General features: G+C 59.7%; 18 protein-coding genes and 1 tRNA gene. 9 read left to right on the top strand and 10 right to left on the bottom strand.

Going from position 1 to position 13988, the window contains the following annotated elements; genetic code table 11:
- Positions 1-2 precede the first annotated feature (2 nt).
- The 5 genes from DXY10_RS07645 (at position 3) to DXY10_RS07630 (ending at position 1659) form a co-directional block, all read left to right on the top strand.
- Positions 3-254: a hypothetical protein gene (locus DXY10_RS07645; protein ID WP_115018097.1), complete on the top strand. Its 252-nt coding sequence runs from the start codon at positions 3-5 to the stop codon at positions 252-254.
- Positions 255-279: 25 nt separating this feature from the next.
- Entirely contained in the window at positions 280-996 is a 717-nt protein-coding gene (gene msrA / locus DXY10_RS07640; RefSeq protein ID WP_115018094.1) for a peptide-methionine (S)-S-oxide reductase MsrA, read from the top strand.
- Positions 993-1154 (top strand): hypothetical protein, encoded by a 162-nt coding sequence (locus tag DXY10_RS14570; protein ID WP_170955743.1) that lies wholly within the window; start codon positions 993-995, stop codon positions 1152-1154. The genes msrA and DXY10_RS14570 overlap by 4 nt, the downstream gene beginning before the upstream one ends.
- A 69-nt stretch (positions 1155-1223) precedes the next feature.
- Complete coding sequence (locus tag DXY10_RS07635; RefSeq protein WP_115018091.1) at positions 1224-1571, top strand: hypothetical protein; 348 nt, start codon at positions 1224-1226, stop codon at positions 1569-1571.
- Positions 1572-1585: 14 nt separating this feature from the next.
- Positions 1586-1659: transfer RNA gene (locus DXY10_RS07630), tRNA-Pro, on the top strand.
- Positions 1660-1765: 106 nt separating this feature from the next.
- Here the strand turns inward: DXY10_RS07630 and DXY10_RS07625 are convergent.
- From DXY10_RS07625 to DXY10_RS07610, 4 genes are all read right to left on the bottom strand, one after another.
- Positions 1766-2347: a Crp/Fnr family transcriptional regulator gene (locus tag DXY10_RS07625; RefSeq protein ID WP_115018088.1), complete on the bottom strand. Its 582-nt coding sequence runs from the start codon at positions 2345-2347 to the stop codon at positions 1766-1768.
- 264 nt (positions 2348-2611) lie between these two features.
- Positions 2612-3586, bottom strand: coding sequence for a phosphate ABC transporter substrate-binding protein PstS (gene pstS / locus DXY10_RS07620; protein ID WP_115018085.1), 975 nt, complete (start codon positions 3584-3586; stop codon positions 2612-2614).
- Positions 3587-3698: 112 nt separating this feature from the next.
- The gene (locus DXY10_RS07615; RefSeq protein WP_371411133.1) at positions 3699-4025 is read right to left on the bottom strand and encodes a hypothetical protein; all 327 of its coding nucleotides are present in this window, start codon (positions 4023-4025) and stop codon (positions 3699-3701) included.
- A 78-nt stretch (positions 4026-4103) separates the two neighbouring features.
- Complete coding sequence (locus tag DXY10_RS07610) at positions 4104-5024, bottom strand: 3'-5' exonuclease (RefSeq protein WP_115018252.1); 921 nt, start codon at positions 5022-5024, stop codon at positions 4104-4106.
- An 83-nt stretch (positions 5025-5107) separates the two neighbouring features.
- Here DXY10_RS07610 and DXY10_RS07605 point away from each other — a divergent pair, with 83 nt between their 5' ends.
- Together DXY10_RS07605 and DXY10_RS07600 are read left to right on the top strand one after the other, a co-directional pair.
- Complete coding sequence (locus DXY10_RS07605; protein ID WP_115018082.1) at positions 5108-5569, top strand: peroxiredoxin; 462 nt, start codon at positions 5108-5110, stop codon at positions 5567-5569.
- A complete protein-coding gene (locus tag DXY10_RS07600) occupies positions 5566-6315 on the top strand; it encodes a DUF1350 family protein (protein WP_115018079.1) in 750 nt (249 codons plus the stop codon). The genes DXY10_RS07605 and DXY10_RS07600 overlap by 4 nt, the downstream gene beginning before the upstream one ends.
- On the opposite strand, the gene DXY10_RS07595 is transcribed toward DXY10_RS07600, so the two are convergent.
- Positions 6264-6698, bottom strand: a complete 435-nt coding sequence (locus tag DXY10_RS07595) for a VOC family protein (protein WP_115018066.1) — start codon at positions 6696-6698, stop codon at positions 6264-6266. The genes DXY10_RS07600 and DXY10_RS07595 overlap by 52 nt on opposite strands.
- A gap of 138 nt (positions 6699-6836) precedes the next feature.
- Here DXY10_RS07595 and DXY10_RS07590 point away from each other — a divergent pair, with 138 nt between their 5' ends.
- The gene (locus DXY10_RS07590) at positions 6837-7307 is read left to right on the top strand and encodes a TerB family tellurite resistance protein (protein ID WP_115018064.1); all 471 of its coding nucleotides are present in this window, start codon (positions 6837-6839) and stop codon (positions 7305-7307) included.
- A 25-nt stretch (positions 7308-7332) separates the two neighbouring features.
- On the opposite strand, the gene acs is transcribed toward DXY10_RS07590, so the two are convergent.
- A complete protein-coding gene (acs, locus tag DXY10_RS07585) occupies positions 7333-9303 on the bottom strand; it encodes an acetate--CoA ligase (RefSeq protein ID WP_115018062.1) in 1971 nt (656 codons plus the stop codon).
- 222 nt (positions 9304-9525) lie between these two features.
- On the opposite strand from acs, the gene DXY10_RS07575 reads away from it, so the two are divergent.
- Positions 9526-10245: an HAD family phosphatase gene (locus DXY10_RS07575; protein ID WP_115018056.1), complete on the top strand. Its 720-nt coding sequence runs from the start codon at positions 9526-9528 to the stop codon at positions 10243-10245.
- Here DXY10_RS07575 and sds read toward each other — a convergent pair.
- From sds to DXY10_RS07555, 4 genes are read right to left on the bottom strand one after another with little or no spacing between them, the layout of a single operon-like run.
- Entirely contained in the window at positions 10239-11210 is a 972-nt protein-coding gene (gene sds, locus DXY10_RS07570) for a solanesyl diphosphate synthase (protein ID WP_115018054.1), read from the bottom strand. The genes DXY10_RS07575 and sds overlap by 7 nt on opposite strands.
- Positions 11211-11250: 40 nt before the next feature.
- Positions 11251-12039, bottom strand: a complete 789-nt coding sequence (murI, locus tag DXY10_RS07565; RefSeq protein ID WP_115018050.1) for a glutamate racemase — start codon at positions 12037-12039, stop codon at positions 11251-11253.
- Positions 12036-13127, bottom strand: a complete 1092-nt coding sequence (locus DXY10_RS07560; protein WP_115018048.1) for an N-acetylmuramoyl-L-alanine amidase — start codon at positions 13125-13127, stop codon at positions 12036-12038. The genes murI and DXY10_RS07560 overlap by 4 nt, the downstream gene beginning before the upstream one ends.
- Before the next feature lie 6 nt (positions 13128-13133).
- A complete protein-coding gene (locus DXY10_RS07555) occupies positions 13134-13955 on the bottom strand; it encodes a carbon-nitrogen hydrolase family protein (protein WP_115018045.1) in 822 nt (273 codons plus the stop codon).
- Positions 13956-13988 lie beyond the last annotated feature (33 nt).

Raw genomic sequence — 13988 nt, 5'->3', positions numbered from 1 at the left:
CCATGTCCACCGCCAACCAATACGCGGTGCGTTGCACCCTCACCTTCGGTGACATCTATGCCCAGGTTCTCGCCTGGATGGCGGTTATTTTCGTCAGCCTGGCGGCGGGGCTGGGCTTGATGGGTTCCAGTCGCCCCATCTTTGCCCTGGTTGGCGTTGGCCTGATTCTGGTGCTCAGCCTTCCTTTTCTGCTCTTCGCCTTTGTCACCACCCTGCTGAATCACATTCAGCTGCAGCCTGCTCAGGATTCCTAACCTGGAGTCAGTTCACGATGCCTCGATGCTGCCTTCTTGGTTGACCGGCGAAGCTTCTCAGCGTCCCAACGCAGAACCGCTGCGACATGCCGTGCTGAGCACGTCGTTGAATGCCCCGCTGATGGACGACCAGGAGGAAGTGGTCTTCGGCTGCGGCTGTTTCTGGGGAGCGGAAAAAGGCTTTTGGCGCCTTCCTGGCGTGGTGACGACCGCTGTTGGATACGCAGGAGGTCACAGCCCCAACCCCAGCTACGACGAGGTGTGCAGCGGCCGTAGCGGCCACACCGAGGTGGTGCGCGTGGTCTGGAGCACGCCTGCTCTCGATTTCAGTGATCTGCTCAAGCTGTTCTGGGAATGCCACGACCCCACCCAAGGGGACCGACAAGGCAACGACCGTGGCAGTCAGTACCGCTCGGCGATCTACACGACAACAGCGCGACAGCTGCAGCTGGCCCTGGCCAGTCAGGCTGCTTACCAAAAGGGGCTGAACGACAGGGGACTCGGAGCAATCACAACGGAGATCAAGGCCGATCAGCCCTTCTTCGCCGCAGAGTCGTATCACCAGCAATACCTAGCCAAACCAGGAAGTCGTCCTTATTGCTCCGCCATGCCGAGCGGCGTGCTTCTGGAGCAGTTCGATGGTTGCGCCTACAAACTGCCTGCCAGCGTCTGGAAGTACTACGACTGGTCGATTAGTCACTGCGTGCTGCGTGGGGACAACAGTCCGATCGCGCTGGCATGAAACCCGCTTGGCCTGACTGGGTGGTGTTGACCGCCATCCTGCTGACCCTTCTGGTGGTGATCGGCCTTGCCTTCAGCCTCCGCCCCAGTCGCTCCGATGCGCCACCACTTCTATGGCGCAGCCCAAGCGTCGAAGGCGGAGACTCCCTTCAGATCTGACCACCACAGCGCCTCAAGCGGCTGTGTTACTGCCATGGTGAAGCACCTGTTTTGCTGTTTACACAGTCCGTGTCGGCTCCACCAGACCCCCGACAGCGACGTCAGCTGCATCCCCTTCCGAAGGGACTGGTTGAGCTGTATGGGCTGATTGCCGTTCTGATGGTGCTGATACCGGAGTGGCTCGCCGAAGGGACTCTGTCGATCGACATCCGCAAAGGCGGGACTGCCATGCCGATGACCACACGAGCCTGGCGAACACTTCCCGAGCTCCAACTCGCTTCGATGAGCCTTCGGGAGCTACGTCAGCTGGCACGACAGCTACGCCTATGGGGTTACAGCAGCGACCCTCGCGACCTTCTTACCCAACGTTTGCTGCGGCGGATTCGCCGAAGGAACAGAGGGCGACATGCCTTGTGATAACTTCGTTCTGCCGGGGCGTAGCGCAGCTTGGTAGCGCACCACTTTGGGGTAGTGGGGGTCGTGGGTTCAAATCCCGCCGCTCCGATTCGGTTCCAATCTCATCTGGCAAGCGCTCCTCGTGTGAGGGGCGTTTTTTTTGAGAATTGCCGCTTCCTGAACCAACAAAAAGGAGCTGAACCGCTGACGGTTGATCAGCGCTGCGGCAGATGGGTGATCACCAGATGCCGCTGCGCATCAAGCGTCAACCAGCCCTGATCACGGAGCTGACCAACAACGCGCGTCACGGTCACTCGTGTCGTACTGAGGGCACTTGCGATCTCCTGATGGGTAAGTCGCAGTCCAACGCGAAGGCCTTGATCGCAAGGCTGCCCGTAGTCCTGGGCCATCAGCTCGAGGAAGGCACGCACGCGATCTTCCACCCGCCTCAAACCGAGGAGAGAAAGCATGAACTCTGTCTGACGCACACGTGCAGCCACCGCATTCACCATCAGCATCGACAGATCTGAAGACTGGGCGATCTCCTCGAGCGTGAGGCAAATCAGATCGCAATCGGTGAGTGTGATGGCCTCATAGGCTTCCACCATGCTCAGCGGCTCACCAAACGGCTCGTTCGGACCAACAAGACCGAGGAGCAACTCATCGCCCTGTTCAGTCACGGCACCAAGTTTGACCATGCCATTGGCAACGATCCAGAGGCTGTTCCTCAACAAAGGAATAGAGCTGCCGGCAGTCAGATGAACCTGATTTTTTTTCGAAACTCCAGATTGCAACATCTGAGGCGTTGTCTTTTGGGAGAGAACGCCGGGTCGTGAAGGTGTTGCAACCACGTCGTTGAATTCAACTTCGACTGAAGTTAATCACCCCTTTGAACCTTTTAGGCAAAGGGAAGGAGAGCATCACCTTAACAGCTGATTAAGGTGATGCCTTCAAAGAAAAAAGGCCTCATCCCCCCAGCGATGAAACATCCAAGGGAGTGAACAATGAGGCCAAACGATCATGGATGCAGGCCCGCCTCGAAAGACGGACCCAGGCCAAGATCACTTGCTGATTTTGTTCACAGCAGCACGGGCCTTGCTGAGGATGGCGCCCTTGAGAGGGACAAAACCGAGGTCGTCAGCCTTCGCTTGCGCTTGGTCGCTCAACATGAAGTTGAAGGCCTTCCTGATCGCGGCGGTATTCGAGCCATTGCCGGTCTTGTAAGCCAGCACCCAAGTCAGAGTGGCGATCGGGTAAGCACCCTTGGCCGTCGGGTTTGGGTTCTTGCCGGCGAGGTTGGCATCAAGCTTGATGCCATTCAATGCCTTGGCTCCGGAAGCAAAACTGGGCTTGACGTATTCACCAGACTTGTTCTGGACAGCCGCAGCAACCACACTGCCTTTGATATACGACTGGTTGACGTAACCGATCGCACCCTTGGTGTTTTTAATCACACCGGCAACGCCCGAGTTGCCCTTGGCACCCACACCCGAGGGCCACTTCACCGACTTACCAGTGCCGAGGGTCCAGGTCTTAGAGAAGGCCTGCATGGAGTTCGTGAAAGCCTTGGTGGTACCGGAGCCATCGGAACGGTGCACCCAAACCATTTTCCCGGGCTTACATCCCACCTGCTTCCAGTTATTGATTTGCCCCATGGCAACTTTGACGGCCTGCTCCTGAGTGAGCTTGAGATTGCAGCCGGGATAGTTGTAACCAAATGCGATCGTGCCGCCAACCATCGGGATCTGAACCACACCGCGCTTGACTTTCGCCATATCGGTGACCTTCATCGGGTCATCAGATGCACCGAAATTGACAGTCTGATCAATGAATGCTTTACGTCCGGAACCGGAACCTACTGCCTGGTAGTTGACCTTAGGGCCACCAGACTTAGCCAGCTCAGCGAACCAGCGCTGATACATTTTGGCGGGAAATGTTGCGCCGGCGCCATTCAGACGGGGAGCCGCCGAAGCAGCCATACCGGCACCCAGAGCAAGCAGGGAAGAAAAAATCAGAGTCTTCTTAGCGAAGCTCATAGCAGGCCTTAAGAGAAATAGGCCACCAATGAATAGCGAAAGTAAAGAACGACAGTCGTTAGGAATAATTTAAGAGCTGGCTATTATTTAGTGCCAGCCATTAACCGTGCCTTTACCCGCCTCGATGCGTTTCAGCCCCTGACGACTCCTCATCACTGCAATGGAGTCGTGTGGATGCGGCATAACCTTTCAACCATCGATTCACGCGCAGGCGTTGCGATGGTGGGATTTCACCGAGGAGCTGAGATAACTCCAAAGCACCAAGACGCTTCAGTTCCCTGACATCAACATGCCAAAGCTGCTCGGCTTCACGGATGAGCCGCGCCCAGGTGCGCACGCGCTGCCATGCCTGCAGGCGCATACGGGGCAGATCAATCTGCACAGCTTGATGCTGGGCAGGCTTGCGGAGCCGATGGATTTTGCGTGGAAGCGCAGCCATACCACCAGCCTGAAGACTGGATGGGCAAGCGCACGAAACCTGCGGGGAGGTTTCCAACTGATAAAGCAAATCCTGTGATCAGGAGGCCATCGGTAGCGTCGTGTCGAGTTTCTGCACCGCAAAGCTCAGAGCCTCAGCTTCCCTGGCACTGAGTCGACGCGTCCAAGCACCCGCCACCGGGTCATTCCAGCGGAAACCAGCGTCTCGGGCGAGATGGCGCTCGTCGTAGCTCACCTGAGCTTTGAACAAACTGCGAGGCTCCAGGCCGTGGACCAAGCGTTGTTCAAGATCGTCACAGCGTCGAAAGACGTCAGCGAGATAGATGCAATCGGTGAGGGCCCGATGGGCTGCCCACACAGGAATGTCATACGCCAGGGCCAGATCGCGCACGGATGGCCGGGGGCGAAGCTGACGGTCTGCAGGCCATCGCATCTCCTCCATGCTGCATAACCAGGGCTTCGAAATCGGCGGCAGGTGGCCGCGACCGAACCACTGACGGTCGAAGGCTGCGTTGTGAGCTACGAGAACATCTGCTGCATCAACCAGGGTCTGGAAATACTGGAGTGCCGCTGCCCAGGGCTGAGCCACGCTGGTGACAAACGCGGGAATGCGGTTGATCGGCTCCGCAGCATTGGCCTGCACCGGCAACAAGAACGAGAGCTGTGCCAACACCTGCCGGCTTGAGACGTCAAAAAGGATGGCGCCAACTTCAACACAGTGATCGCTGTCTGGGTTGAGGCCCGTGGTTTCCGTATCGAGGATCAGCAGAGTGCTGGGCACTGTTGTGGTTTGGCTCTGGCCCTGCGCCGGATCGTGTTCAGTTGCAGGCACCGTCTCGGGTGTTGAATCCTGATCCCGCCCCACGTTCGCCTCTGGCTGCCCTTCAGCCAACGGAGCTGACACCGTCTCGGGCTGCGGATCTGGCAAGGACTGAGCGGATGAGGGATCGCCCGTGAAGGCCAGCAGGTCGAGTTGACCAGGAACCGACTGATTCTCCATGCGCATGCATCGCCCAGCTGCTCCCATTCTCCGCCCTTCGCAACCAATTCCTAGGGTGCGGTCTCGATGTTTAGGCCCAAGAGATGCCTCTCACTGTTGGTGACCGCGCCCCCTCGATCAGCCGTGAGGATCAAGACGGCAACATCTGCAACATCGGGGATCGCAACGGAACCATCCTGGTGCTGTTCTTCTATCCGAAAGACGACACTCCAGGCTGCACCGCAGAAGCTTGCGGCTTCCGGGATTCCCATGGCGAGATGCAGACACTCGGTGCGCAGGTGTGGGGTGTCAGTGGCGACGATGCCATCAGCCATCGTCGTTTCGCCGAGCGCTACAAGCTGCCTTTCCCGCTGCTAAGCGACGCTGATCAGAGCCTGCGCCGCGCCTTCGGAGTGCCCAAGACCCTAGGCCTGCTGCCCTCTCGCGTCACCTATGTCATTGATGGGGACGGCGTGATCCGTCATGTGTTCAACAACCTGCTCGATGGTCCCGCCCATGTGCGCCAGGCCCAGCAGATTGTGCAGTCGCTGCACACCAAGGCATGAGCACTTGGCGCCGGCTGGATGACTGCTGGTGCCTGTGGCCCTCCCGACCCAGCGCCGTGGTGGATTTCATCGGGGGGAGTTATCTGGCCGCCACACCGCAGATCAGTTATCGCCGGTTGCTGGAAGGGCTGGCCTCACGCAATCTGGCCGTCCATGCCTGGAGCTATGTGCCTGGGCTGGACCATCAGCTTCAGGCCAGACAGGCCTGGGACAGCCTGCGTCAATGTCGGCGCCAGTTGCTGAACAGACTTGGCACTCGCCTGGATCCATCGCTTCGGCTTGGTCACAGCCTGGGCTGCAAACTTCACTTGCTCGCCCCTGATGGCGGCCGAAGCAGCAAGGCCATGGTGGCGCTGAGCTTCAACAATTTCACCGCCGATCAGTCCATTCCCCTGCTCGGCGCCGTAGAAACCAGGCTTGGCCTGAAAACGGAATTCAGCCCCAGTCCGCAGGAAACGCTGCGACTGATCGAGCGCCACTATCACCAACCCACCAATTTGGTGGTGCGTTTCAAGGATGACGAACTCGATCAGAGCAGCAGTTTGCTGACAGCGCTGCGGTCACGTCCGCATGATGCGAGCGAAACACTCCAGCTAGCCGGTGATCACCTCACACCGGCTAGCGCAGGGCTGAGGCGACAGCTCCTTGGAGACTGGGCTGAGGGCCAGCAACGGCTACAACAGGTGGAACAGCTTCAGCAGCTGATTGCGTCCTGGGCGCAGATGGGCACCACCGCTTCTGGATAAATCACCGAATTGGCCTTTGCTTCGCCCCAGATCTCTTCCTCGCTCAGGTCCGTTTCAATCAGCTCGATTGGGGCACCATCGTCTTCGATCATGGCCACCTTGAACCCCTCAAATGGCTCATAAGGATCGAGCAGCAAGTGCTCACCTTCAATCGCAGTATCGAGATTGTCGACCTTGAAGGCAACGTGCGGAACGGTCTGAATCAAAGGGTGAAGGCTGCTACCTGGCTCGAAGCGGTGATACTGAATCCGAAATCCAGCCGGATCCTCCCCTCCCGAGCTGTACATCTGAAAGGTGGAACTGTCGTGCTCGCCAAGGCGGCACGCCGTCGTCGGGATGCCCTGGTGGTGATAGCGATCGCTGACGTGAGACTTGCCCTTCATGGTTGAGGACGGCTGATGGAAGCATGATGACGGGCTGACAGGAGAAGGTCTGGTGAAACCAAAAGAAGCCCCGGTGAACCACGCAATCCAACCGATTCACCCCGCATAAGCTGACTGAGAGATCGCAGACATGCCGTGATGGCGAGCACAAGTGATATTGCCCTGCTTCAGATTGCCCAGGTGATTGCCCTGAGCGACGGGGCCATCTCCGACGACGAAGCCAAGATGATTGAGGAGCTTCCCCAACGCCTTGGGCTTCAGGCAGCCACAGAGAGCGGCAATGCCAACCTACCCACACTGGCGCACCTGGCGGACCAGCTCAGCAGCGAGGGAGAACGCTGCCTAGCGGCCCGTATTGCCTGCCTGGTGGCAGGCGTGTCACGCAACCCCGAAGACACACAAGACATCAACGCAGGCGAACGATCGGCTTACCGAGAACTGGTGGCCGCCCTGGGCTTAACGAACGAGGAGCTCAATGAAATTGAGTGGTCTGCGAAAACAGAGCTGAAGCAAGGCAAAAGCCTTCTACAGCTGATTGGCGATGCCCTGCTCGGCGAAGGAGGATGGCCCGACCCGGCCCTGATGGGACCAGAGATTCCCGGCCTCTGATCCCAGACGTTGTTCCTTGCAGGCTTCAGGCCCGGAGACGATCGAGAACCGAGCGATCCTCCAGGGTGCTGGTGTCTCCACTCACTTCTTCTCCGGCGGCGAGAGCCCGAAGAATCCGTCGCATGATCTTTCCGCTGCGAGTTTTGGGGAGAGCATCACTGCAGCGGATCTCATCGGGCCTGGCGATCGGACCGATCTCCTGGCCCACATGGGCCCTCAGCTCAGCCACAAGCGCGTCAGATCCTTCACGCCCCAGCTCAAGGGTGACGAAAGCCACGATGGCCTCGCCCTTGAGATCATCAGGCCTTCCCACCACAGCGGCTTCAGCAACGGCAGGATGGCTGACCAGAGCGGATTCAATCTCCATCGTGCCCAGGCGGTGACCAGAGACATTGATCACGTCATCCACCCGGCCCATGACCCAGAAGTAGCCATCACTGTCGCGACGGGCCCCATCACCGGCGAAATAGATGCGGCTGCCGTCGGCAAGGCTGAGATGCTCCCAGTAGCTCTCACGGAAGCGCTTCGGATTGCCATGCACAGTGCGCATCATCCCTGGCCAGGGCTGACGAACGACCAGGTACCCACCCTGATCAGCACCAACGCTGTTGCCTTCGGCATCCACCACATCGGCCTGAATGCCAGGTAAAGGAAGCGTGGCCGATCCCGGCTTGGTGGGAGTGGCCCCAGGCAGTGGACTAATCATCACGCCGCCGGTTTCGGTCTGCCACCAGGTGTCAACGATTGGACAGCGATGGCCGCCAATCACGTCGCGGTACCACATCCAGGCCTCGGGATTGATCGGCTCGCCGACGGTGCCAAGCAAGCGCAGGCTGCGCATGTCGTACTGATCAGGCACGGATCGGCCACTCTTCATGAAGGCACGGATCGCTGTTGGGGCCGTGTAGAAGATGGTGATGCCGTGCTTCTGAATCAGCTCCCAGAAGGCTCCCGGCTTGGAAGGACGCGGAGCCCCCTCATACATCACGCTGGTGGCGCCATTGGAGAGAGGGCCGTAGACGATGTAACTGTGGCCGGTGATCCAGCCCACATCCGCTGTGCACCAGAAGACGTCGTCGTCTTTGATGTCGAAGATCCACTGGAAGGTGAGGTGAGCCCAGAGGTTGTAGCCGGCAGTGGTGTGCACCACTCCCTTTGGTTTTCCTGTGGAGCCAGAGGTGTAAAGCACAAACAGACGGTCTTCGCTCTCCATCGGTTCGGCCGGGCAATCACTGGCCTGACTAGGTACGACGTCATGCCACCAAACATCACGGCCCTCGGCCATGGTCACTGCATCCTTGGTGCGCTGCACCACAAGCACAGACTGCACGCTTGGACAGGCACCATCGGCCAAGGCCGCATCCACCGCTGGCTTGAGCGCAACAGCTTTGTCTTTGCGGAATCCACCATCTGCAGTGATCACCGCTTTGGCCTCACCATCGATGAGACGATCACGAAGGGCTTCGGCGGAAAAGCCCCCAAACACCACCGAGTGAGGGGCTCCGATCCGGGCGCAGGCCAACATGGCGATGGCAGCCTCGGGGATCATTGGCATATAGAGAGCCACAAGATCACCCTTGCCAAGGCCCATCCCTTTCAGGGCATTGGCGGCACGACACACCTCTGCATGCAGCTCGCGATAGGTAAACCGGCGCACGTCACCAGGCTCCCCCTCCCAGATCAACGCCGTCTTGTCGGCCTTGGGGCCATCGACATGCCGATCGAGACAGTTGTAGGCGAGGTTGGTCTTGCCACCATCGAACCACTTGGCAAACGGGGCATCACTCCAATCGAGCACGGTGTGAAAAGGCTCAAACCAGTGCAGCTCTTTGCGTGCCGCATTTCCCCAGAAGCGATCGGGATCCTGCGCAGCAGCGTCTGCCAGAGCCCGATAGGCCTCCATGCTGCCGATACTGGCCTTGGAGGCAAGATCGGTAGGAGGGGCAAACACGCGCTGTTCATGCAGCACTGATTCGATCGTGGAAGCTTCACTCATCGCCCGTGGCCTGCAAGCACTCACTCGGGAAGGTTATCCAGAGCTCCCAAGGATGGAAGTGCTGTCGTTGCCAAGCGTTGCCAGAGGTGCCTGACTTTGTTGTCTGAACTGGAGGTCACCAACAAACTTGGCGAACACAGGCCTGCGGAGACGGAGCGGCCAGGAAGGAGCTGATCTGATGTCCATCTCAGCCGAGGCCGTGATCGGCGGCTTCTGCGCCACATGCAGCTGGTTGCAACAGCCCACGTGAACAGCACTCAACACAAGCCTGGATTGAAGACGCTGCCCCAGGCCTGCCTGTTTGATCTCGATGGGCTCTTGCTCAACACCGAACCTCTGCATGGCCAAGCGTGGGAAGCCGCTGCCGCCCATTTCGGCACCCAGCTAAGGCAAGCCCAACTGCTGGCGTTGCGCGGACGCCGCCGTCGCGACTGCGCCGACCAGGTGGTGCGTTGGTTGGATGCGTCGATTGGCAGCGACGAACTACTCGCGATTCAGCAGCCCATCGCCCGAAAACTGCTGCCGACAGCGAAGCCAAACGCCGGTGCAGAAGAGCTTGTGAGCTGGTGTGCCAAACACCAAATGCCGATGGCACTCGTGACCAGCAGTGCCCATGAGTCTGTCGCCTACAAGACCGCTGGCCATCCCTGGATCAATCAAATCACCACCCGGGTGCTCGGGGATGATCCCAACCTGGAGGCCGGCAAACCGGCGCCTGATCCTTTTCTACTGGCAGCCCAACGGCTGGACGTCGAGGCCGCGAGCTGCTGGGCTTTCGAGGATTCTGCAGCCGGCACGCATGCAGCTCTAGCCGCTGGGTGCCATGTCTGGGTGCTGAACCCAGATAGCAGCAACCTGGATTGCGGCATCCTTCCGAAGGATGGGGCCTGGCAGACGATCGCAAGCCTGAACGATGTCCTAACGGCGTTGAAGACTCAGTAAAGGCGACTGAGCACAAACTCAGGCAGCTCCAGCAAGGCGCGGCGCGAGGGTGAATCAGGAAGCCATTGCAGCGATTCACGGGCCTCACGGGCGAAGGTTTCGGCGAGGGCACGGCTGCGGGGAATGGCATCAGAAGCGCGCACCAAGTCGAGGGCCTGTTCGAGGTCACCTTCACCGCTGAATTCACGTTCGATCAGTCCAGCCAGGACGGGTTGCTCTTCCAAGGCATAGAGAGCTGGAGCCGTGAGAAGGCCGCTGGCTAAATCACTGGCGGCGGGCTTGCCGAGCTGCTGCTCGCTGCCTGTGAAATCAAGGATGTCGTCAACCACCTGAAAGGCAAGACCGAGCTGGCGGCCGAATCGATAAAGCTGATCGAGTTGCTGGGGGGTCTGGTCACTGAGGACCCCAGCGGCACGTGCACTGTTCGCAATCAGAGAGGCCGTCTTGCAGTAGCTCTTCTCGAGGTAAGTCTCGAAGGATTGGCCAGTGTCGTAGCGGAAGAGGCCCTGCTTCACCTCGCCGTCGGCAAGGTCCATGATCACGCGGCTGAGCAGCTTCACCACCTCGAGATCGTCGAGATTGGCGAGGTGCCAGCTGGCCTGTGCGAACAAGAAGTCGCCTGCGAGGACCGCCACACGATGGTTGAAGCGGCTGTGCACAGTGGCCACACCACGACGCGTCGCCGCTTCGTCCACGACATCATCGTGAACGAGGGAGGCCGTATGGATCATTTCAGTGATCTCGGCCAGCCGACGATGCCGAGCTGTGAGATCCCCTTCCGTCGACAGCGCCCGGGAAATGAGCAGAACAATCCCGGGGCGGATCTTCTTTCCACCAGCACTAAAGAGATGCTCTGCTGCCGCCTGCAGAATCGGGTGACCAGCCCCGATCAGGCTGCGCAGATCACTGAGCAGAGTTTCGAGATCGAGCTCGACCGGCTGCAAAAGCTCAGTGACGGTGGCCATGGATCCCCTCGGTGTGGCGATCCTAGAAGGCGCAGGCCGCTCATCGCAGCGTGACAGCCTCAACCCGAGGGCGCCCCCCCAGCCAAGGGGTGGCACGAAGAGCAAAACCGTCTGGATCGGCTGTCACACAGAGACGCGTTTGGCCCAGTGATAGGGGGAAATCCGGACGACCCGGAGCTGGGGCCCCGAGCAGGGCATCGAGTTGGCGAGCGACAGCCTCCGCCGGATCAATCAGCCGTACATCAGGAGGCAACAGGCTGCGCAACAGCGGCTCCAATAAGGGGTAGTGGGTGCAGCCGAGAATCACAGACTCAACCGAAGCCTCCAGCAGCGGAGCGAGGTAGTTGATCGCCGACTGGCGCAGCTCCGGACTCGATAGATCTCCAGCCTCGATCAGGGGAACAAAGCGTGGGCAGGCCTGTTGCACCACCATTGTTCCTGGGTTGAGAGCCTCGATGCTTTCGCGGTATGCCCCTGAAGCAACGGTGGCGGGGGTCGCCAGCACCCCAACCCGAGACTCGCGAACCATGGCAGCAGCGGCACCGATCAGGCCCACCACCGGCACCCCGGCCTGTCCTTCAGCCACATCACGGGCGAGAGCATTGGTGGTGTTGCAGGCCATCACAACCGTGGACACCTTCTGCACTTTCAACCACGCCACCACTTCGGCGGCGATCGAGCGAATCTCAGAGGGAGAACGACTGCCGTACGGCACACGGGCCGTGTCACCGAGATACACGGTGGGCAAAGGGCCATGGCGGTGAAGGATGCTGCGCAGAACGGTCAGACCGCCCACACCACTGTCAAAAAGGCCAAGACAAACGCTCATCGCAGCCCCCGCAGATACTCAAGAATTCCTGTGGCAATCGCCAGGGACAGACGGCGACGGTGCCCCTGATTGGCAAGCCGGGGAGAATCCAAGCGTCCGGTCACAAAACCTGTTTCAACGAGGATTGAAGGCATGGTGGTGCGACGGATCACAAAAAAGCGACCACGACGCACGCCACGGTTGGGACTGCCAGGAGACACATTCAGCACCTGCTGTTGCACGTGTGCAGCCAGCCGTGCCGAACGGGGATCAGAGAAATAGAAGGTTTCAATCCCGTTCACCTCAGGGCGGGACATGCTGATGGCATTGGCGTGAATACTGACAAACGCTGTAGCGCCAACGCGGTTGGCCAGGGCAACCCTGGGCGGGAGGTCAACATCGACTTCGGCTGTTCGTGTCATCACCACTTGCACACCCTTGGCCTCAAGCAACTGGGCGACCTGCAGCGACACATCCAGCACCACATCGGTCTCTCTCAGCCCCCTGATACCAACGGCACCAGGATCGGGCCCCCCATGACCTGGATCGATCACGACGCGATAACGACCGCGGGGCACATCCGGCAGACCAGAAGGATCCACGGGGGTTTTCGTGGGTTGAATCCTGATGCCAGGACTCCACTGCCCACTGCTACGGGTGAGATCTCCCTCGCCAATCGGACGCAAACCACGCGTGGCCAGCCCCTCAAAGGTCATGGTCCAACGATCCTTCGCCGTGCCGACAAGCTTGAGGCGTCCGGGATCGAGCTCGGTGCCAGGTTGAAATTCGAGCACCAGACGCGTCGCGCCTGGATTGGGCTTGCCCAAGCGGATCTGCCGAACCGGTCCACTACCGCGTAGCTTTCTGGGCCGACTCAGCTCCCCTGGAAAATCAATCCAAACGCGCGGGCCGCGTTGGCGATCTCCCGCTTCAAAGAAAGCCTCTAATCGTGCTCCGGTAGCGGTGCGCAGCTGAAGGACGCCTTCACTGGTCAGCGCCCAAGCCGCCAGGGCGCTGGCCGCTCGAGCCGGCAGGGCTGAGAGCAATGCACCGAGCTGCAGGCACACGGCAGCCAGCAGAGCAAGACGTCGAGACTGCGCCGAAACCATGGGGGTTCAGAACAGGGCGGGCTGGCGATGCTGAAGGCTTGGCATCTGGCCGCGGATGTGCTGCAGATGGCCAGTATCCACAGGCGCGATCGCCGCTCCAGGCACGCCACCGGCATCGGCGAGAACAGTGCCCCAGGGGTCGATCACCATGGCATGGCCGTGGGTCTGGCGACGGCCGTAATGAATGCCTGTCTGGGCGGGTGCCACCACAAAGGCAGTGTTCTCGATCGCCCTGGCCTGGAGCAAAACTTGCCAATGATCCTTGCCGGTATAGGCCGTGAATGCAGCGGGGATCATCAACACCTCAGCTCCTGCACCAATCAGATGGCGATAGAGCTCAGGGAAGCGCACGTCGTAGCAAATGGACACCCCCACCTTGCACAAACCCGGTACATCCACCACAGGAGGGAGCTCCCGTCCAGGGGTGACCGTGGTCGACTCCCGATAGGTGATGCCATCGGGAAGATCAACATCAAAAAGGTGAATCTTGTCGTAGCGGGCCAAAAGCTGGCCGTCACGTCCGACGAGCTCCGCCCGGTTGAGAGTGTGGCTTCCATCGCCAGTGGGAACGGGAAAGCCTCCTCCGAGGATCACCACCTGATAGCGCCTGGCCATGGTGACCAGGAAGCGGCTGCTTTGTTCGGCTAAGGCCGGAGCCAGATCAAGCCGAGCGGCGTCATCGCCCATAAAGGCGAAGTTCTCAGGAAGACCAACCAATTCGGCGCCACGGCGGGCAGCCAGTTCAATCTGCTCCTCGGCAGCGGTGAAATTGCTCTCCGGATCCGAAGTGCTTGTGAGTTGCACGGCGGCTGCCAGAAAGTCACTCACGGGAGGGCTTTAAAAGAACAAACTTTAGGGGGA

It is taken from the genome of Synechococcus sp. UW140, assembly GCF_900474295.1.
Classification (GTDB): Bacteria; Cyanobacteriota; Cyanobacteriia; order PCC-6307; family Cyanobiaceae; genus Synechococcus_C.
The sequence above is the reverse complement of the archived record's forward strand: the minus strand, read 5'-3'. Positions and strand labels throughout refer to the sequence as shown.